This is a genomic window from Flavobacteriales bacterium (assembly GCA_016716605.1).
Lineage (GTDB): Bacteria > Bacteroidota > Bacteroidia > Flavobacteriales_F > PHOS-HE28 > PHOS-HE28.
The window spans coordinates 302,952-322,131 of sequence record JADJWA010000002.1; the positions used below are offsets into that span (position 1 = coordinate 302,952).

The 19,180-nt window shown below is 62.3% G+C and carries 16 protein-coding genes; 8 read left to right on the forward strand and 8 right to left on the reverse strand.

What is annotated here, in order from left to right; genetic code table 11:
- Nucleotides 1–223 precede the first annotated feature (223 nt).
- From IPM12_16315 to IPM12_16330, 4 genes are all read left to right on the forward strand, one after another.
- Nucleotides 224–622 (forward strand): hypothetical protein, encoded by a 399-nt coding sequence (locus IPM12_16315; protein ID MBK9149370.1) that lies wholly within the window; start codon nucleotides 224–226, stop codon nucleotides 620–622.
- Nucleotides 582–3,812, forward strand: coding sequence for a VCBS repeat-containing protein (locus IPM12_16320; protein ID MBK9149371.1), 3,231 nt, complete (start codon nucleotides 582–584; stop codon nucleotides 3,810–3,812). The genes IPM12_16315 and IPM12_16320 overlap by 41 nt, the downstream gene beginning before the upstream one ends.
- 214 nt (nucleotides 3,813–4,026) lie before the next feature.
- Nucleotides 4,027–5,235 carry a vanadium-dependent haloperoxidase gene (locus tag IPM12_16325; GenBank protein ID MBK9149372.1) on the forward strand — a complete coding sequence of 403 codons (1,209 nt, stop codon included), beginning with the start codon at nucleotides 4,027–4,029 and terminating at the stop codon, nucleotides 5,233–5,235.
- Nucleotides 5,232–5,387 (forward strand): tyrosine-type recombinase/integrase, encoded by a 156-nt coding sequence (locus IPM12_16330; protein MBK9149373.1) that lies wholly within the window; start codon nucleotides 5,232–5,234, stop codon nucleotides 5,385–5,387. The genes IPM12_16325 and IPM12_16330 overlap by 4 nt, the downstream gene beginning before the upstream one ends.
- A 191-nt stretch (nucleotides 5,388–5,578) precedes the next feature.
- Here IPM12_16330 and rimM read toward each other — a convergent pair whose 3' ends face one another.
- The 7 genes from rimM to prmC all read right to left on the reverse strand — a co-directional run bounded on the left by rimM (nucleotide 5,579) and on the right by prmC (nucleotide 11,803).
- Entirely contained in the window at nucleotides 5,579–6,103 is a 525-nt protein-coding gene (gene rimM, locus IPM12_16335) for a 16S rRNA processing protein RimM (protein ID MBK9149374.1), read from the reverse strand.
- A gap of 24 nt (nucleotides 6,104–6,127) precedes the next feature.
- Nucleotides 6,128–6,727: a 3'-5' exonuclease gene (locus IPM12_16340; GenBank protein ID MBK9149375.1), complete on the reverse strand. Its 600-nt coding sequence runs from the start codon at nucleotides 6,725–6,727 to the stop codon at nucleotides 6,128–6,130.
- Between the two features lie 86 nt (nucleotides 6,728–6,813).
- Nucleotides 6,814–7,707, reverse strand: a complete 894-nt coding sequence (locus tag IPM12_16345; protein MBK9149376.1) for a 4-hydroxy-tetrahydrodipicolinate synthase — start codon at nucleotides 7,705–7,707, stop codon at nucleotides 6,814–6,816.
- Between the two features lie 23 nt (nucleotides 7,708–7,730).
- Nucleotides 7,731–8,300, reverse strand: coding sequence for a hypothetical protein (locus IPM12_16350; protein ID MBK9149377.1), 570 nt, complete (start codon nucleotides 8,298–8,300; stop codon nucleotides 7,731–7,733).
- Nucleotides 8,297–10,315 carry an NAD-dependent DNA ligase LigA gene (ligA, locus tag IPM12_16355; GenBank protein ID MBK9149378.1) on the reverse strand — a complete coding sequence of 673 codons (2,019 nt, stop codon included), beginning with the start codon at nucleotides 10,313–10,315 and terminating at the stop codon, nucleotides 8,297–8,299. Before ligA ends, IPM12_16350 begins: the two co-directional genes overlap by 4 nt.
- Complete coding sequence (locus tag IPM12_16360; protein ID MBK9149379.1) at nucleotides 10,296–10,943, reverse strand: hypothetical protein; 648 nt, start codon at nucleotides 10,941–10,943, stop codon at nucleotides 10,296–10,298. The genes ligA and IPM12_16360 overlap by 20 nt, the downstream gene beginning before the upstream one ends.
- Nucleotides 10,940–11,803 (reverse strand): peptide chain release factor N(5)-glutamine methyltransferase, encoded by an 864-nt coding sequence (gene prmC, locus IPM12_16365; GenBank protein MBK9149380.1) that lies wholly within the window; start codon nucleotides 11,801–11,803, stop codon nucleotides 10,940–10,942. The genes IPM12_16360 and prmC overlap by 4 nt, the downstream gene beginning before the upstream one ends.
- 62 nt (nucleotides 11,804–11,865) lie before the next feature.
- Between prmC and ribD the strand changes: the two genes are divergently transcribed.
- Both ribD and IPM12_16375 read left to right on the forward strand, forming a co-directional pair.
- Nucleotides 11,866–12,936: a bifunctional diaminohydroxyphosphoribosylaminopyrimidine deaminase/5-amino-6-(5-phosphoribosylamino)uracil reductase RibD gene (ribD, locus tag IPM12_16370; GenBank protein MBK9149381.1), complete on the forward strand. Its 1,071-nt coding sequence runs from the start codon at nucleotides 11,866–11,868 to the stop codon at nucleotides 12,934–12,936.
- Nucleotides 12,924–13,772: a DMT family transporter gene (locus IPM12_16375; protein MBK9149382.1), complete on the forward strand. Its 849-nt coding sequence runs from the start codon at nucleotides 12,924–12,926 to the stop codon at nucleotides 13,770–13,772. Before ribD ends, IPM12_16375 begins: the two co-directional genes overlap by 13 nt.
- 6 nt (nucleotides 13,773–13,778) lie before the next feature.
- Here the strand turns inward: IPM12_16375 and IPM12_16380 are convergent, their stop codons facing one another.
- Nucleotides 13,779–14,186, reverse strand: coding sequence for an acyl-CoA thioesterase (locus IPM12_16380; GenBank protein MBK9149383.1), 408 nt, complete (start codon nucleotides 14,184–14,186; stop codon nucleotides 13,779–13,781).
- Between the two features lie 344 nt (nucleotides 14,187–14,530).
- Here IPM12_16380 and dnaA point away from each other — a divergent pair, with 344 nt between their 5' ends.
- Together dnaA and IPM12_16390 are read left to right on the forward strand one after the other, a co-directional pair.
- Nucleotides 14,531–15,961 (forward strand): chromosomal replication initiator protein DnaA, encoded by a 1,431-nt coding sequence (dnaA, locus tag IPM12_16385; GenBank protein ID MBK9149384.1) that lies wholly within the window; start codon nucleotides 14,531–14,533, stop codon nucleotides 15,959–15,961.
- Between the two features lie 187 nt (nucleotides 15,962–16,148).
- Nucleotides 16,149–19,178, forward strand: coding sequence for a serine hydrolase (locus IPM12_16390; GenBank protein ID MBK9149385.1), 3,030 nt, complete (start codon nucleotides 16,149–16,151; stop codon nucleotides 19,176–19,178).
- Nucleotides 19,179–19,180 lie beyond the last annotated feature (2 nt).

Consider the following 19,180-nt stretch of genomic DNA (forward strand, 5'->3'; position numbering starts at 1 on the left):
AGCACCTACCCAAAAGGCGGGGTTTCGTGTTCCAAAGACAGTTTAGTGGTTAATCAAACATTAGTTTTTCAAATCAAGTTTTGTGGTAAAAGTCCCGCCCTTCGGGTAGCTGCAAAACGTTGAACGCCATTGCGCGCAGAGCCGCGCAACAGCGTCCAACGCCGAATGACCACCGCCAATAGGCAGCACGCGCCAGGCCTGCAACGAGGCCTTCGACAACCAGATGGAACTGCTCCGCACGCGCGGAACCATGGAACGCACCGAAGCACAGCACAAGGTGCTGAAGGACCCCGGCAAGTTCACGCCCTTCGCCTTCCCAATCATCGTGGACCGGCTGCGCGAGAAGCTGAGCAGGGAGCAGCTGCAGGGTCGGATCCGAAACAATGACCTGACGCTTGGAGAAGTCGAGATTGTTGCCGACCGTTGTGGTCCGGCTCGGACTATCGACCATACGGAGCGTGAATATGACCATCTGCGCTCACCATACGGCCTCTGCTTCCATGCTCCTGCTGGCCTTGGCGGTGGGCTGCTCCGGCCCAGACCCACCGCCTTCAGAAGCCCCCGCACGAACGCTGTTCGAATTGCTGGACAGTTCAAGGACCGGCATCCGCTTCGTAAATGAATTGGATGAGAACGAGCGCCTGAACCTATTCTTTTACGAGTACCTGTACAATGGAGGTGGCGTTGCCGTGGGCGACATCAACAACGATGGCATGCCCGATATGTACTTCGTATCCAATCTCGGTGCCGATGCCTTGTACCTCAACCAGGGCGGTGTACGGTTCGAGGACATCTCCACCAAAGCCGGCATCGCCACCGCACGCGGATACAAAACGGGCGTTACCATGGTGGACGTGAACGGAGACGGCTGGCTGGACATCCATGTCTGCCGGTCGGGCGTTTCGGACCCCGAGCTCCGGCGCAACCTGCTTTACATCAACAACGGCGACTTGACCTTCACCGAGCGTGCCGCCGAATACGGACTGGACGACGCCAGCTATTCGAGCCAGGCCTACTTCTTCGACATGGACCTGGATGGCGACCTGGACCTCTACCTCTTGAACCACCCGGCGGAGATGAGCAAAGCCAACATGCTGCGCGTCACGCGCAACCCGAAAGGTGAACTGATGGTGGCCACGAGCGATGACCTCACCAACTACTCCGACCGCCTCTATCGCAATACAGGGGGGCGGTTCACGGATGTCACTGAGAGGTCGGGGATACTGAACGAGGCCTTTGGCCTGAGCGCCATGATCGGTGATTTCAATAACGACCTGCTGCCGGACATATACGTGTGCAATGACTACAGCCGTCCGGATTTCCTGTACATCGCCAACCGGGACGGCAGCTACACCGAGCGCTTCGAGGAGCACTTCAGGCATTCGGCCCTTTCCAGCATGGGGTCCGACCGGGCCGACATCAACAACGACGGCTACCCGGATCTGTTGACGCTGGACATGGTTCCTGCGGACCGGTACCGTTACCAGATGCTCTCGAGCGAGCAGAATTTCGACCGTTTTGAACGGGCCATGACCGTTGGCCTGGGTGCTCAGCTATCCACCAACACCTTGCAGTTATCGCATGGCAATGGCCAGTACAGTGACATTGCCTTCCTGAGCAACACCGCCTATACCGATTGGAGCTGGAGCGTCCTGCTCGCCGATCTGGACAACGATGGGTGGAAGGACATCCTGGTGACCAACAGCTTGAAACGCGACCTGACCAACAACGACTTCAGATACTACGTGCGCGATTCGCTGTATAAGGAAGTGCAGATGGGTAGGTCCACGGTAACGGCGCTGCTGAATGCCATACCGTCCGTGGCGCTGCGATCGCCGCTGTTCAGGAATGAACGTGATCTCACGTTCAGCGATGTGACGGAGGAATGGAACAGCGGGCCACCCGGCTTCAACAATGGCGCCGCCTACGCCGATCTGGATGGTGATGGATGGCTGGACCTGGTCATCAACAACCTGAACAGCCCGGCCACCGTGCTGCGCAACACCGGTGCAAGCACTGGAACGAACCAGTATGTCAGGTTCATCCTGGCCGACACCTCCGGAAAGAACGTTTATGGAAGTGAGGTTGAACTGACCACGTCGACCGGTACGCAGGTACAGCAACTCCAACCGGCCCGGGGCTTCCTTTCCAGCAGCGAACCCATCCTGCACTTCGGAATCCCGGAAGGCACCACCCTTTCGCGCGCACGGGTGAAATGGCCGAACGGCACTGTGCTTGATCTGCCTTCGCCAACCTTGGATGCCACGCACAGGGTGATGAAGGAGCCGGGGTTGGTGCGACCATCAACCACGCCAAAACCCACGCTGTTGGTGGACAGATCCGCGCTACTGCCACAGACCTTCGCGCATGTGGAGAACCCGTTCATCGACTTCAAGCGGGAGCCCCTGCTCCACCACAAACTGAGTGAGGACGGACCGGGCGTTGCCGTGGCCGATGTGGATAACGATGGTTCGGAGGATGTCTTCCTCGGCGGTGCCATGGATCAGCCCGGCAGGCTTTTCCTGCAACAACGGGATGGTCGCTTCCTGGAACGGTCCATTCCCGCCTTTGTGGCCGATGCATTGCATGAGGATGTCGCCGCCTTGTTCCTGGATGCGGATGGCGATGGAGACATGGACCTGTACGCAGGCAGTGGCGGCAATGAACGGTCACTGGACGACCCCGCCTATCAGGACAGGCTTTACCTGAACGATGGGCGCGGCGGGTTCCAGCGGGCGAATAACGCCTTGCCCGTGATGCTCATCAGTACTGGTTGCGTGGCCTCCTGGGACATGGATGACGATGGTGATCCGGACCTGTTCGTAGGCCAGCGATCAACCCCGGGCCGTTATCCGGAAACGCCGCGAAGCATAATGCTAAGGAATGAAGGCGGCCGATTCACGGATGCCACCGCCGATTGGTTATTGGGATCGGACCGCATCGGCATGGTAACCGACGCACGGTTCATTGATCTGGATGGTGACCAGGTGCAGGAACTGGTGCTGGTTGGTGAATGGATGCCCGTGACCATATTCAAGAAGCGGAACGGAAAGCTGGAGAACGTCACTGCGGACTGGGGCCTGGAGCAGACCCATGGCTGGTGGAACGCCCTCGATGCAGCGGACCTGGATGGCGACGGACTGCCCGAATTGATCGTGGGCAATGCAGGTTTGAACACGGTCCACAAAGCCCACAAGGAGAATCCGGCCACCATGATCCACAAGGACTTCGACGGCAATGGCACAGTGGACCCGATCCTGTGCCGCACGTACAATGGAGCGATCTATCCCGTGCACACACTGGACCGCATGCGTGACCAAATGGTGATGCTGCGCAAGCGTTTCCAGCGCTATCAGCCGTATGCTGCAGCGCGGCTTTCTGACGTTCTCACTGCTGACGAGTTGCGCGGTGCACAGGAACTGAAGGCGACCACCATGGCCCATACGCTCTTCCTGAACCGGGGTGGAAAGTGGCTCGAAGCGCGTGAATTGCCGAAGATTGCACAGCTATCCGCCGCACGGGCCATGCGGTTCGGCGATGTGGATGGCGATGGCCACATGGACCTGATCGTGGCCGGCAACCATTATGGCACTGACCCACAGTTCGGCCGGAGCGATGCCTGCATCGGCGTACTGCTGCGTGGTGATGGAAAGGGCGGTTTGGAACCCCTGTCGGCCACCAAGAGCGGGCTCAGCATACCCGGCAACGTACGGACCGTTGTACCGATACAAGGAGCGAACCGCGCGCATTGGCTGGTGGTCCGAAATAACGGGCGCGCTGGCCTATTCACGACAGCACCTGTGAGCGACTGAACGATAATGGCATGTTCGATCACCGCTCCATGACGCGTTCCAGTAAGCAGCAATAGCCATGACCACCTGCCGATCGGCACTTCAAACCTTCTGTTCGGCCCTTTCACTGGTGTTCGTTCTGGTGGATTGCAACCAACCCGGAAGAACAATGGGCGATCCGTTCAGTGCGGAAGACCTTCGAAGGGCAAACCGCCGGTTGCTGGAAGTCACCATGATGGATGCCTTCAGCCCGCCTGTGGCCTCCCGGGTGTATGTGTACCCGCACCTGGCCCATTACCTGACTCTTCGCCTTTTCGCGCCGGACAGCCTGCCACCTCTCGAAGGTGCACTGAACGGATGGACCGCACCGGCGACCATGGATACCAGCGATGCGCATCCGGAATTGACTGCCTTGCTCGCATTCTGCCGCATCGGACGAAAGATGGTCTTCTCCGAACAGGAAATGGACCGGCTAGGCGTGGAGTTCCTGGATAAGGCACAACGATCCGGCATGGCACAACGAACGATCGATGCATCCATCCGCTGTGCCGAAGCAACTGCCGCGCACATGGGCATCTGGATCGATGGAGACAACTATTCGCGCGTTCGCACCATGGATCGCCATACGAGCACCAAGCTGCCCGGGCATTGGGTGGAAACGCCACCGGACCATACCCCTGCCCTTGAACCCAATTGGCGGCACATGCGGCCGATCCTGCTGGATGCTGCCAGCACCGAATCGCTCATTCCCCCACCACCCTACCTGCCTGGCCGCAATTCGGATTTCCACCGCATGGTCCTTGAGGTCCATGCGAATTCCAAGGTCATCCACGATACGATCAAGGCCATCGCGCTCTATTGGGATGACAACCCGAATGCATCTGACCATCGCGGGCACCTGGTCACCATGGAACACAAGATCTCACCCCCGGGACACTGGCTCAACATCATCAGTGGATACACCCGGTCCATCGAACTGGATGTTCACCGCACGACCGAAGCGTACACGCTGGCTGCGATCGCCATGTACGACGGTTTGATCGGCTGCTGGACCGTGAAATTCGACACCGACCTTGTGCGGCCCATCACCTATATCCAGGAGTACATCGAGCCTGAATGGATGTCGTTGATCCAGACACCGCCCTTCCCGGAGTTCCCCAGCGGGCATGCCGTGGTTTCAAGTTCAGCGGCCACGGTGCTGGAGACGTTGTTCGGTGCTGAAACCTCATTCACGGACAGCACGGAGTTCATCTTCGGCATGGGCATACGCCATTATCCCGGCTTTCAAGCCGCCGCTGATGAAGTGGCCATGAGCCGATTCCATGCGGGCATCCATTACCTGCACGGTGTCCAGGAAGGGAAACGCTTTGGCCGCGAGGAGGGCACCAAGGTGATGGAAATGATCCTTGGGGGCACATCAAATAACGCAAACCAACGTGAATGATCATGCCTGCCGTGCTGGAAAAGGAAACCGACCTGCGCTACATTCAAGCCCAATTGGGGCACAGCTCCAGCAAGACCACGGAGATCTACACCCACGTAAGCACCAAAGCCCTTGGCAAGATCCGCAGCCCGCTCGATGACCTGGACCTGTGAATGCCCTATTGCGGAATACCTGCCCAGATGGAACGATATGCGCAATAAGAGCCTCCATACAATTCTGGAAATATCCGCATTGCGGATATGATCTGTTGAACGCTATTGCGCGCAGAGCCGCGCATCAGCGTTCAACAGCGAAGACCACCGCTAGTAGGCAGCACGTGCTGCCAGCCGCCCGCTTTCCGTGCTCAGCCCTTGTTCAGCTCGATCAGTCCCGGCGGCGTGCGCACCAGCAGCACGTTCTCTTCCGGATCCACGCCTAGAATCATCTCGTCCGTGACCGGGATGAGGACCTCCTCCTCGCCGTGCAGCACCACGAGCACGGGGTTCTTCTCCGTGCCTTCGATGGCTGTGACGATGCCCAGCTCGCCATGCTCCTCGTCGCGCACGAGCATATCGATGAACTCCTCGGGGTCCCAGCTCTCGTCGCTGCCATCGGCGAGGAGGCCGGGCGGCGCGTAGAGGTCGCGCCCCACGATGATCTGCGCGCTCTGCGGGTCATTGAAGTCGTCGAACTTCACGAGGGTCTCGCTCCCTACCTCATGCAGGCGGCTGAAGGCAAAGGGCACCTTCTGCCCCTCAATGTCCACGAAGAAGGAACCGGCATGAACGAGGTCGTCGAGGTCGATGTCGTCGAGATGCAGGGTGAGCTCGCCCTGATGGCCCCATGCCTTGCCGATGCGGCCGATGCGGTGCAGGCTGTCGAGGTCCATGCGGTGAAGGTAAAAGCGCGTCACCTACTGCGCGGCGGCCGTGACCCTGCCGCCTGGGGTCCGGTGCCCGCCTGGGAAGAAAGCGCCGAGATTGATGCGCGAGCGACGGATGAAGGTATCGAGCGTATCTCCATCGCGGAGCGCGCGCAGCACCAGCTCGGCCGTGGCCTCGGCATCGTTGCCTGCACGGTGGTGCTTGAGCGGGATTCGATGGTGCGCGCACATCGCGCTGAGCCCGTAGGAGCCATGGCCCGGCCACACCCGGCGCGCCATGCTCACGCTGCAGAAGTAGCGGAAGCTCGGATGCACGATGCGCTTCGATGCGAGCGTGGCCTTCAGGACATTCATATCGAAGGCCGCGTTGTGCGCCACCACCGTCGCGCCGAGCAGCAGCGCATGCACCTCTTCCCAGATCTCCTCCCACCGAGGCGCGTCGGCCACATCATCGGGGCGGATGCCATGCACGGCCACGTTCCATGGGCTGAAGTGCGGCCATTGCGGCGGCTTGATGAGCCAGTTGCGCACCTCGCGCACCACGCCGCCGCGCACGATCGCGATGCCCAGCTCGCAGGGGCTGTCGGCGGCGGTGGTGGCGGTCTCGAAGTCGAGGGCGAGGAAGTCCATGGGGCGGTCGAAAATAGAGGAAGGCGCCGCCGAATGGCCGGTGGAAATTCGCCACGGCATGGCGCAACTCACGCCATCGAACTCCCTCACAACTTCACCACCTCAGCATCGGCCAGCGCGCGATAGAGCTTCTTCTCGGTGGCCTCACTGATGTTCACCAGCGGCAGGCGCATGGTGTCGCCGCAGATGCCAAGCTCTTTGAGCACGTACTTGATGCCGCCGGGGTTCCCTTCGGCGAAGAGCAGATCGATGACCTCGATGAGGCGCAGGTGCTCGCGGCGAGCGGACGCCAGATCGCCCTTTAGCGCGGCGCTCACCAATCGGCTGAACTCCTGCGGCATCGCATTGCCCACCACGCTGATCACGCCCACCCCGCCCATGGCGATGATGGGAAGCGTGAGCGCATCATCGCCGCTGATGAGCATGAAATCCTTGGGCTTGTGCTTGAGGATGCGGCCCATCTGGTCGAGGTTGGCGCTGGCCTCCTTGATGGCGATGATGTTGGCGAAGCCCTTGGCGAGCCTGATGGTGGTCTCGGCGGTGATGTTGCTGCCGGTGCGGCCGGGCACGTTGTAGAGGATGATCGGCCGCAGCGCCACTTGCGCGATGGCCTTGTAGTGCTGGTAGATGCCCTCCTGCGTGGGCTTGTTGTAGTACGGGCTTACGCTGAGGATGGCATCCACGCCATCCATCTCGAAGGCTCCCAGCGCCTCCACGACCTCAGCGGTGTTGTTGCCGCCCACGCCCAGCACGACGGGCACGCGGTTGCGCACGAAGCCGATGGTCTCGGCGAGCAGCTGCTTCTTCTCGGCCTTGGTGAGCGCGACGCTCTCTCCCGTGGTGCCCATGGATACCACGTAGTCCACGCCCCCGGCGATCTGGTGCTCAATGAGCTTCTCCAGCCCGGCGTAATCGATCTGCCCGTTGTCGCGGAAGGGCGTCACCATCGCGACGCCCAGGCCCTTGAATCGTTCGTCCATGTTCAGTTCGCCGATCGGCGCATTCAGTTCAGTGAGGGCTCCGGCTTGCTGTTCACCATGAGCAGGTAATGATGCACTTGCTGGATGAGCTGCGGCAGGCTGCGCGAGCCGGCCATGTCGATCATCATATCGAGGATTTTCTTATTGCTCTCGCTCCAACGGCCCACTTTGAAGCGCGCCCGGCTCTTGGCCAGGATGTATTGGACGGGCAGGCGGTCCTCCAAGGTGAGGTCGATGATGATCTCGTACTCCTCGGCCATGAAGTTCTGCACGGTGTTGCCCTGCGGGATGCGGTACCAGTTGAGGTCCTTCTGGCAGATGGCCTCGAAGTTGAGCTTGCTGTGCAGGTAATGCGGCATCACCTTCTGGTCGGAGTAGCCGAGCGCCATGATGTTGCTGAGCCCGAGTTCTTCCTTCAGGCGCTTCACATAGTTGCGCACGTGGTTGTGCGCGGCCTCGTCCTCCACCACGTACACGATGGCCACCTTCCGTGCCAGGGCTATGCTCCGTGCGATCGGCTTGCGGTCCTGCGGCAGGTCGCGCAGCAATCTGCGGATGCCCATCCATTCCTTAATGCGGTCGAGCAGCTTCATCCTTCGATCATCCGCGTGAGTTCGTCTTCATCGATCACCGGCACCTTCAATTCATCCGCCTTCGCGCGCTTGGCCGGCCCCATGCCCTCGCCGGCCACCACGTAGCTGGTCTTGCTGCTGATGGAACCGGACACCTTGCCCCCGTTGCGCTCGATGGCCTCCTTGATGCCATCGCGGCTGAAGTTGCGGAAAACGCCCGACACCACGATGGAGAGCCCTTTCAGCTTGTCGCTCGCCGGGCCTTCCGTGGCGTCCTGTTCCATGCGCACCCCATGCCGGGCGAGCCTTTCCACGATGCGCTGATTCCCCGGAACCGCGAAGAAATCGATGATGCTCTCAGCGATCACCTCCCCGACCTCCTCGATGCCCAGGAGCTCGTCCTTGCCCATCGCCTTCAGCCGTTCCATGCTTGTGGCGCCGCGCGCGATCTTCTTCGCAACGGTCTCGCCCACATGCCTGATCCCGAGCGCGAAGAGCACGCGTTCGAAGGGGACCTGCTTGCTCTTCTCCAGGCCCGCGATCACTTTCTCCGCGCTCTTCTCCTTCCAGCCCTTGCCCAACGCCAGGATCCGATCAGCTGTGAGTTCATACAGGTCGGCGACGTTCGCGATGAGTCCTGCCCCATGGAATTCCTGCACGGTTTCCGCACCAAGGCCGTCGATGTCCATGGCGCGCCGCGACACGAAGTGCTCGATGCGGCGGGTGATCTGCGGCGGGCAGCCATGCTCATTGGGGCAATAGTGCTGCGCTTCGCCATCAAGGCGGATGAGGGCAGTGCCGCATTCCGGGCATTCGTGCGGGAAGCCCACGCGCTGCGCGCCAGCCTCGCGCCTCGCCAGTTCCACCCCCACCACTTGCGGGATGATCTCGCCGGCCTTCTCGACGCGCACCTCGTCGCCTTGGTGCAAGTCGAGCCGCTCGAGCTGGTCGGCGTTGAAGAGCGATGCGCGCTTGACCGTGGTGCCCGCGAGCTGCACGGGCTCCAGTTCAGCCACCGGTGTCACCGCCCCTGTTCGGCCCACCTGGAAGGTGACGCCGAGCAGCTTCGTGACGGCCTGTTCGGGCGCGTACTTGTACGCCATGGCCCAACGCGGGCTCTTGGCGGTGAGGCCCAACTCATCCTGCACGTCGAGGTCGTCCACCTTCACGACCACGCCATCGATGATCATCTCCAGCTCGTTGCGGTGCTGGCCCCAATGATCGATGAAGGCCATGATGCCCGCCGCATCGGTCGCGCGCCCGATGAATCGCCGCTTCGGATCGGGTGTCTTGAAGCCCCATTCCTGCGCGCGCATCAGGTTGTCGAAGTGGCTGCGCGTCGGGAGCGCATCGCCTTGCAGGCTGTAGATGAAGCTATCGAGGCCGCGCTTGGCCACCTCTTTCGGATCCTGCTGCTTGAGCGTGCCGGCTGCGGTGTTGCGCGGATTGGCATACAGCTCCTCCCCTTCCTGTTCACGCAGCGCGTTCAGCTTATCGAATTGGTGCTTGGTGAAGATCACTTCGCCGCGCGCCTCGAGCTCATCGGGCCAATCCTCGCCCTGCAAGCGCAAGGGGATGCTGCGGATGGTGCGCACGTTGGGGGTGATGTCCTCCCCCTTCTCACCATCGCCGCGCGTAACGCCGCGCACGAGCTCGCCGTTCGTGTAGCTGAGGCTGATGGCGACGCCATCGTACTTCAGCTCCATGCTGAAGCGCGTAGGTCCAATGGCCTTCTCCACGCGGGCCACGAACTCCTCGACTTCCTCGCGCGAGTAGGTGTTGCCGAGCGAGAGCATGGGATAGCGATGCGGCACCGTGGGGAAGCCCTTGGTAATGCCGCCGCCCACGCGCTGGGTGGGACTGTTGGGCGATGCGAGGTCGGGGAACCCGGACTCCAGCGCCTCCAGCTCCTTGAGCTTGCGATCGAACTCGAGGTCGCTGATGACCGGTGCGGCGAGCACGTAGTAAAGGTGGTTGTGCCGCTCGAGCTCGGTGCTCAATTCGGCGATGCGTCGTTCAGCGCTTGCTCGGTCCATCGTCTTTCTCCTTTCCGTTGAAGATGCCCTTGACCAGGACGCCCAAACGTAGGCCGACCTTGCCGTACCATGTCCAATCGCTCAATGTGACCGTTGCCGCTCGGTCGGCCGCGAGCACATGCCGGTAGCCCGCTCCCGCGCCGATGAACAACCAGCGGAAGATGCTGTAATCAGCGTGCAGCGTGGCCTCGATGGGCACGAGCTCATTCACGGCATAAGGCACAAGAAGGCCCTTCTCGTTGAGGTAGGATCGGCGATACGTCCCCAGGCCGATCGCAACCGGCACGCCCACCTGCCACCTGCGCGTATCGATCAGCAGCCGCTCATAGCTGAGCGCGACGAAATCGAAGTCGGTATGGTGCTCCCGGATGCCGACGCCTTCGACGGGCACGGCGGGCTGGATGTAATCGTCACCAAGGCCATAGAAGCCGATGGCCAGGATATCCCTGCCGCGCTGCGCACCGAGGCGCAAGCCATAGAATCGCACACGCTCCGCGTTCACCGTGGTGTTTCGGTAATCGAAGTTGAAGATCACGCGGAAGGCGGCCTTGGTCCGCACCTTGGCCTCTTGCTGCGCGCACGCGCTGAGCACCACGAACAGCAGATGGATGAGCATCGCGGCCCTCATGCCAGGCACCGGATGAAGCGATGGTTGCCGCTCATGTCGCGCAGCAGGTCAACCTGCTTGAATCCGGCTTCGCGCAGCAGGGCAGCCGCTTCAGCAGCGTGCCTGTAATGGGCCTCGAACCACAGGCGGCCACCGGCTGGCAGAACCCGCAGGGCCGCTTTCCCGATGGCTCGGTAGAAGGCCAGTGCGTCACCCTCCGGAGCGAACAAGGCTGTATAAGGCTCGCGCGCGCGCACGCGCGAGAGGAGGGAATCGGCTTCTTCAACCGGGATGTACGGCGGATTGCTGACCACAAGGTCAACCGAGGCGGGCAGTCCGAAGGCGCGGTGCAAGGCATCCGCTTGGCGCCACTCCACCTCCAGGCCCGTTGCGCGGCCATTGGCACGTGCGATCTGGAGCGCAGCCTCGTTGAGGTCGATGCCGAAGACCTTCGCCTTGGTGAACGCCTGCTTGAGCGCCAAAGCGATGCATCCGCTCCCGGTGCCGATATCCGCCACAGCAGCAGGCACGTAATCATCCTGCGTGATGAGCTCAACGAGCTCTTCCGTCTCAGGTCGCGGGATGAGCACATCCGGCGTCACCGCGATATCGAGTCCGTGGAAGCGGACCTTGCCCAGGATGTGCTGCAGGGGCTCACCAGCGCGCAGTCGCTTGAGCGGCAGGTACACCTTCAGCAGGTCAGACTCGTGCAGCGATTCGAACTTGCGCAATTCGAGTTGAGCAGCATCCCAACCGAGCTTCTCATGGAACACGGCGCGCGCGATGGCCCTCACCTCACCCGCATCATAGAGCGGCGCGAGCTGCTCCCGGTACTGATCGAGCACGGAACCCACGCGGTTGCTGCTGCTGCGGACGCCCATGGCGCCAAAAGTAGCGGGGCGGCAGGGCCACGGAACGGATCATCCACCTTTGCGCCGCCTTGATGGGAACGCACGAGCATTGGATGCGCCGCTGCCTGCAACTGGCGCGGCTGGGGGCGGGCAGTGCAGCGCCCAACCCGATGGTGGGCGCCGTGCTGGTGCATGAAGGCCGGGTGCTCGCTGAAGGATGGCACCGAACGCCGGGAACAGCGCACGCTGAACGGGCCTGCCTTGATTCAATCAACAGCATGGATGTGCCGGGCGACGCGGTGATGCATTTGAACCTCGAGCCTTGCGCGCACCAAGGCCGCACGCCGCCCTGCGCCGATCTGCTGATCGCCCGCGGAGTGAGGCGCGTGGTGATCGCGCATCGTGACCCATTCGCGGAAGTGAATGGGAAGGGCATCGCACGGTTGATCGCTGCCGGTACCGAGGTGACCGAGGGCGTCCTTGCCGATGAGGCCCGCTGGATGAACAGGCGCTTCATCACCTCCATCATCGAAGCGCGGCCATATGTCATCCTGAAGTGGGCGCAGAGCCGTGATGGCTTCATCGACCGTTCACCACGCATGCAGCGCGGCTCGCAGAGGATCTCATCGCCGGAAACCGATGCGCTGGTGCACCGATGGCGGAGCGAGGAGCAAGCGATCCTCGTAGGCAGCCGAACCGTGGTGAACGATGATCCCCGCCTCGACGTGCGGCATGTGGATGGCCGCCAGCCGTTGCGCGTGGTGCTCGACCGCTGCGGGGCCGCACCGTTGGGGTCGAATGTCTTCGAAGGCACGAACAGCACCTTGCTGTTCACCGCGAAGGAGCGTGCGGGCATCGCAGCGGAGCAGGTCGTTGTGCAGGATCACGAGGACCCGATCGACCGCATGCTCGGCGAGCTGCATGCGCGCGCCGTGCGTTCGGTGCTGATTGAAGGAGGCGCTGAGCTCCTTGGGCACTTCATGCGCCGCGGGCTTTGGGACGAGGCGCGGGTGATCACGGGAGACATCGTGCTCGGGCATGGGACAGCCGCGCCGGAGCCGCCCGCAGCTGCTGTGCGATCGATCGAGCACGGCACCGACCGCATCGACCTCCTCATCAACAGGGACCGGCGCGCAGTGCCGGATGCAGCATGGCTTTGGTAGCGATCACCGCGCTCTGGATGGCGCTCTTGCTGATCTGCTTCAAGGTATTCGGCAAGCGCGAGGTGCCGCTGCTGCCCGCGATCGCGATCAACTACGCCACGGCTTGCGCTTGGGGCATCGCGGTGACCAGGCCGTGGCGCATAGAGATGCCAACCGCCCTCCTGATGCCCGCGCTCCTCCTCGGCGTGCTCTTCATCGCGCTCTTCTACCTCACCGCGTTGAGCTCGCAGCGCGCCGGGGTGGCCGCAACCTCGGTGGCGAGCAAGATGAGCCTGGTGCTCACTGTGCTATTCGCCGTGCTGTTCCTGGGCGAGCGCCCCTCAACGATCGGGTGGATCGGGATCGGGCTCGCTCTGGTGGCCGTGCCGCTGGCCTCGTATGCGCGTGGCGCTCCCGGCGCACGGGGCGCATGGCTCATGCCGGCCTTGCTCTTCGTAGGCAATGCCGCGATCGACATCACCATCAACAAGGTCCAGCGCGATCTGCTCACCCCCATGACGGAGCCGTTGTTCCCGACACTGGTATTCGCGGTGGCCGGCGCGATCGGGTTCGGCGCCTTGGCCATGCGCGGCGAGCTGCGCACGGTGCTCCAGCCGAAGGCGCTCATCGGCGGGATCGTGCTGGGCAGCATGAACTACGCGAGCCTGTATTTCCTGGTGACCACGCTGGCGCGCAGCGGACTGGCCTCAAGCAGCGTATTCCCACTGCTCAACATCGGCGTGATCCTGATCAGCACGGTGATCGGCCTTGCGCTCTTCGGCGACCGCCTTCGCCGCGTGCAAGCAGGCGGGATCGCGCTCGCCGTGATCGCCATGGGGCTGATCCTGCTCGCATGAGCGCAGTCAATCGAAGAAAGGCCGCAGCGCCTCCAAGATCGCCTGCGGCGCCTGGCATGGCCGCTTGGTCGCGTTGTCAAGGAAGACCAAGGTGGTCTCCCCCTCCGTGAGCAGCGCGCCATCCGCATCGCGGAGCTCATAGCGGAACAGGATGCGCACTTGGGGCAAAGCGGCGATCGTGGTGCGCACGATCACCTCATCATCGTAGCGCACGGGCCGGTGGTAACGGATGCTCAGGTCACGGACCGGCAGCAGCACGCCGCTTTCCTCGATCGCCTTGTATGGGAACCCGATGCTGCGCAAGGCCTCCACACGTCCCACTTCGAACAGCTCGGCATAGCGGCCATGATACATCTGTCCCATCTGATCGGTCTCGGCGTAGCGCACGCGCATACGAGTCTCGTGGCTGTACATGCCGCAAGTTTAGCCGACCGCCATGCGATCCGCCGATGTTGCGCATGGCACGGGATGCGAACTACCTTCACCACATGGCGGCGGACGTGATCGATGGAGTGCGCGATGCGGATGCGGTTCTTCTCAGCTTCGTGGCGCAGGCTTCCCGAGGTGGGACTATACGCGAAAGCGGATCACGCGACAAGGAGAAATTTCCATCGCCGCAACATGAAGCCCGCGTTTTTTTTTCACTTTCTTCGGTACATATTTGCCCCCCTTAGCGCGATGCACTGACCATCACCGATCACCATCGCGAAGAAGCCCGTTTCGATTCCATCAACGCCTAAACATCCGACGACCCATCCATGAAGAAGGATCCCGAGAAGACCTGGGAACGGTGCCTGGCGGTGATCAGGGACAACGTGAACCCGCAGAGCTTCAAGACCTGGTTCGAACCGATCAAGGCCATGAAGCTCTCGGACAATGTCCTGACCATCCAAGTGCCTTCGCAGTTCTTCTATGAATGGCTGGAGGAGCATTACATCGGTCTGCTCAAGAAGATCATCCGCAAGGAACTCGGTGCCGATGGCCGTTTGGAATACTCCATCATCATGGAGAACGGATTCCAAAGCGCCCATCCGTACACGGTGAAGATGCCGACGAGCAATGCTCGCGAGACCAAGAATCCTTCGGTGGCCTTGCCGATCGATGTGGCCAACAGCCCGATCAAGAACCCGTTCGTGATCCCCGGCCTCCGCAAGATCAAGGTCGAGAGCCATCTCAACGCCAATTACTCCTTCGACAATTTCATCGAGGGCGATTGCAACCGGCTGGCGCGCAGCGCAGGCTATGCCGTGGCCCAGAAGCCCGGCGGCACCGCATTCAACCCATTGCTGATCTATGGCGGAGTGGGCCTTGGCAAGACGCACCTCGCACATGCCATCGGCATCGAGATCAAGAAGCACCATCCGGACAAGACCATCCTGTACGTGCCGGCCGAGAAGTTCACCCACCAGTTCATCGAGGCGGTGAAGAACAATACCGTGGGCGACTTCACGCAGTTCTACCAGATGATGGACGTGCTCATCATCGACGATGTGCAGTTCCTCGCCGGCAAGGAGAAGACGCAGGACGTGTTCTTCCATGTGTTCAACGCGCTCCACCAGAGCGGCAAGCAACTGGTGATCACCAGCGACAAGGCACCAGTAGAGATGGCGGGCATGGAGCAACGCCTGCTCTCGCGCTTCAAGTGGGGCCTCAGCGCCGACCTTCAGGCACCGGGCCTCGAGACGCGCATCGCCATCCTGGAGAAGAAGATGTACGCCGAGGGCATCGACCTGCCCAAGGAAGTGGTGGAATACCTCGCCTATAGCATCACCACCAATATCCGCGAACTGGAGGGCGCCATGATCAGCCTGATCGCGCAGAGCTCGTTGAACAAGAAGGCCGTGACGCTCGATCTCGCGAAGCAGATGATCGATAAGTTCGTGAAGAACACGGCGCGTGAGGTGAGCATCGACTACATCCAGAAGGTGGTGTGCGACTACTTCGACCTGCCGATCGAACTGCTCAAGAGCAAGACCCGGAAGCGCGAGGTGGTGCAGGCCCGCCAGATCGCCATGTACTTCGCGAAGAAGATGACCAAGAGCTCGCTGGCCAACATCGGCGCGCACTGCGGCGGCAAGGATCATGCGACCGTGCTGCATGCGTGCCGCACCGTGAACAACCTCTCCGAGACCGACAAGCAGTTCCGCGGATACCTCGAGGACCTCGAGAAGAAGCTGAGCCTGCACTGACCATACCCTTGAACCAAGACCAAGCGTGGGGCTCCGGAAGGGGCCCTTCGCGATTCCGGGCAGCTGCCACGCGGCGTTCGCGGCGATCATCGCAACGCAATATCACCGCCACATGGCGCGTGTTCAAAAGTGGCGCGGTAGCTGCCCGGAGGCCCGCAACGCACCCCGGTAGCTTCGCGCAGAACGCATGAGACGCACCTTCATCCTATTCACCGTCGCCGCTGCATCCTTGGTGAGCCTCAGCAGCGCGCGTCCGCAGCCGGCCCGTCCAGATGGCCTTCCGCGACGGTCCGGGCAGCCGCCCTTCCTGACGCAATCGCCCCTGTGGGCCGACAGCGTGCTGAGCACCCTGAGCCTCGACGAGCGCATCGCGCAGCTGATGATGGTGGCCGCGTACAGCAACAAGGACGCGAAGCATGAAGCAGAGATCGAGGCGCTGATCCGGGAGCGCAACATCGGCGGGCTCATCTTCTTCCAGGGCGGTCCCGCACGTCAGGCGAAGCTCACCAACCGCTACCAATCCGCTGCGAAGACGCCGATCCTCATCGGCATGGACCTCGAATGGGGCCTGGGCATGCGCCTGGACAGCACCATGAAGTTCCCGCACCAGATGGCGCTTGGCGCGGTGCAGGATGAGGCACCGATCACCGAGATGGGCGAGGAGATCGCGCGGCAGATGCGCAGGCTCGGGGTGCACGTGAGCTTCAGTCCAGTGGTCGATGTGAACAACAACCCGGCGAACCCCGTGATCAACGACCGCAGCTTCGGTGAGGACCGGGAGAACGTGGCGCGCAAGGGCATCGCCTACATGCGCGGCTTGCAGCAAGGCGGCGTGATCGCCACGGCCAAGCACTTCCCGGGCCATGGTGACGTGGATAGCGACAGCCATCTGACGCTTCCGATGATCGCGCACAGCCGCATGCGCCTCGATTCGTTGGAGCTCTACCCGTTCCAGCGCCTGGTGGAAGAAGGACTCAGCGCCATGATGGTGGCGCACCTCGAGGTTCCTGCGCTGGACAGCAGCAAGGGCCTGCCCAGCACCTTGAGCCGCCCTATCGTGAGCGATCTGCTGTCGCGCGAGCTCGGCTTCCAGGGCCTGGTGTTCACCGACGCGCTCAACATGAAGGGCGTGGCCAATGCCGACAAGCCCGGCGAGATCGAGCTGCGCGCATTGCTCGCCGGCAACGATGTGCTGCTCTTCCCTCAGGATCCGGTCAAGGCCATGGCACGGATACGCAAAGCCGTTGATGACAAGGAACTCGACCCGTTGGTGATCGACCACAAATGCTTGAAGCTGCTCCGCGCCAAGCAATGGGCCAGGCTTGATCATGTTGAGCACGTGAAGGCCGAGGGGATCGCGGAGGACCTGAACACCGAGCAGGCCGTAGCGCTGCGCCGAAAGCTGTACGCAGGCGCCATCACCGTGCTGGCCGACCACAAGGAACTGCTCCCCTTGCGCGACCTGCACAAGGGCCGCATCGCTTCGTTGGTGATCGGCGATACGCTGAACAACGCCTTCCAGCAATCGCTCTCGCGCTACGCCGATGTGAAGCTCCTGCGCTGCGACAAGGCCCTGAAGAAGGACAGCCTGATGGCCCTGCTGCGATCGCTCGAAGGCTGTGACCGCGTGATCGTGAGCATCCACCGCACCTCGTGGCGCGTGAAGAGCGACTTCGGAGTTCCTGAAACCGCCATGGATATCGTGCGCGAGATCGCGTCGCGCAAACCCACCGTGCTCACGCTCTTCGCCAATCCGTACCGCCTCACGCGGGCGTATGGCGCGCACCACCTCGCCAGCATCGTGGTGGCCTACGAAGAGAACGACGACACCCAGGACCTCGCGGCGCAGGCCATCTTCGGCGCGATCGGAGCCGATGGCAGGCTGCCGGTAACGGCCAGTTCGTTCTACCAGTGCGGCGATGGCCGCACCCTTTCACCGATAGGCCGGATGGGCTACGCACCGCCCGAGGCAATGGGCGTGCGCACAACCGACCTCGCCGCGATCGACCGCATCGTGCAGGAGGGCATCGCGGCCAAAGCCTATCCCGGCGCGCAGGTGCTCGTTGCCGTTGAGGGTGAGGTGATCTGGAACAAGGCCTATGGGCACCTCAGCTATGACGGCCTGCAGCGGGTGCGCACCGACGACCTCTACGACCTGGCGAGCATCACCAAGGTGGCGAGCACCACGCTCGCGCTCATGAAGCTCGTGGATGAAGGACGCGTTGACCTGGACCAGTCCGTTGGGCACTACCTCACGGAGATGGAGGGTGAGCACCCGGCGCATGCGCGCATGAAGCTGCGCGATATCCTCACGCACCAAGCGGGCCTCAAGCCCTTCGTGCCCTTCCAGAACAAGCTCATGAAGGACGGGAGGCTCAAGCCGGGCGTGGCGAGCGATACGGCGAGCGCCACGCATGGGGTGCGCGTGGCCGAAGGGCTCTTCATCCGCAATGAATACCGCGACAGCCTGCTGAACTGGGTGCTCGACACGCCCTTGGAGAAGAAGGGCGAATACGTGTACAGCGACATGGGCTACTACCTGCTGCAGGAGATGATCGAGCGCATCACGGGCATCGCGCTCGACCGGTATGTGCAGGAGGAATTCTACCGCCCCTTGGGCGCCACCACCCTCACCTACCGGCCGCACGAACGCTTCGCGCATGCGCGCATCGCTCCCACGGAGGATGACAAGCTCTTCCGCCAGCGCGTGATCCGGGGCGATGTGCATGACCCCGGCGCGGCGATCAAGGGCGGGGTGGCCGGCCATGCGGGCCTCTTCGGCTGCGCCAATGATCTGGCCAAGGTGATGCAGATGCTCGCGAACGGCGGAACCTATGGAGGCAGGCGCTACTTGAGCGATCGCGTGGTGAACGAATTCACCAAGTGCCAGTTCTGCGCGCCGAACGGCACCGGCAACCGCCGCGGCCTGGGCTGGGACAAGCCCGTGCGCGATGGCAAGGGCGGCCCCACCTGCGAGTGCGTGAGCTACGCCAGCTTCGGGCACACCGGCTTCACAGGCACCATGGCCTGGGCCGATCCGGAGCAGAAGGTGGTGTACATCTTCCTCAGCAATCGCGTGCACCCCAGCGCCGCCACCAACAAGCTGGTCGAACTGGGCATCCGCACCAAGGTGCAAGAGGCGGTGCATGGGGCGGTTGCCGAACGAGCGCAAGCCGCTCGCACCGCACCGCGCGCTACCGGTGCCAGCACCCGATAGCG

Excerpts from the sequence above, each read along its gene's own strand:
- IPM12_16330 (MBK9149373.1), top strand. The coding sequence starts at position 5,232 with ATGATCATGCCTGCCGTGCTGGAAAAGGAAACCGACCTGCGCTACATT.
- IPM12_16340 (MBK9149375.1), bottom strand. The coding sequence starts at position 6,727 with ATGGACTTCCTCGCCCTCGACTTCGAGACCGCCACCACCGCCGCCGAC.
- IPM12_16375 (MBK9149382.1), top strand. The coding sequence starts at position 12,924 with ATGGCTTTGGTAGCGATCACCGCGCTCTGGATGGCGCTCTTGCTGATC.
- IPM12_16360 (MBK9149379.1), bottom strand. The coding sequence starts at position 10,943 with ATGAGGGCCGCGATGCTCATCCATCTGCTGTTCGTGGTGCTCAGCGCG.
- IPM12_16350 (MBK9149377.1), bottom strand. The coding sequence starts at position 8,300 with ATGAAGCTGCTCGACCGCATTAAGGAATGGATGGGCATCCGCAGATTG.
- IPM12_16380 (MBK9149383.1), bottom strand. The coding sequence starts at position 14,186 with ATGTACAGCCACGAGACTCGTATGCGCGTGCGCTACGCCGAGACCGAT.
- IPM12_16390 (MBK9149385.1), top strand. The coding sequence starts at position 16,149 with ATGAGACGCACCTTCATCCTATTCACCGTCGCCGCTGCATCCTTGGTG.
- IPM12_16325 (MBK9149372.1), top strand. The coding sequence starts at position 4,027 with ATGGATGCCTTCAGCCCGCCTGTGGCCTCCCGGGTGTATGTGTACCCG.
- dnaA (MBK9149384.1), top strand. The coding sequence starts at position 14,531 with ATGAAGAAGGATCCCGAGAAGACCTGGGAACGGTGCCTGGCGGTGATC.
- IPM12_16345 (MBK9149376.1), bottom strand. The coding sequence starts at position 7,707 with ATGGACGAACGATTCAAGGGCCTGGGCGTCGCGATGGTGACGCCCTTC.
- prmC (MBK9149380.1), bottom strand. The coding sequence starts at position 11,803 with ATGGGCGTCCGCAGCAGCAGCAACCGCGTGGGTTCCGTGCTCGATCAG.
- IPM12_16315 (MBK9149370.1), top strand. The coding sequence starts at position 224 with ATGGAACTGCTCCGCACGCGCGGAACCATGGAACGCACCGAAGCACAG.
- rimM (MBK9149374.1), bottom strand. The coding sequence starts at position 6,103 with ATGGACCTCGACAGCCTGCACCGCATCGGCCGCATCGGCAAGGCATGG.
- ligA (MBK9149378.1), bottom strand. The coding sequence starts at position 10,315 with ATGGACCGAGCAAGCGCTGAACGACGCATCGCCGAATTGAGCACCGAG.
- ribD (MBK9149381.1), top strand. The coding sequence starts at position 11,866 with ATGGGAACGCACGAGCATTGGATGCGCCGCTGCCTGCAACTGGCGCGG.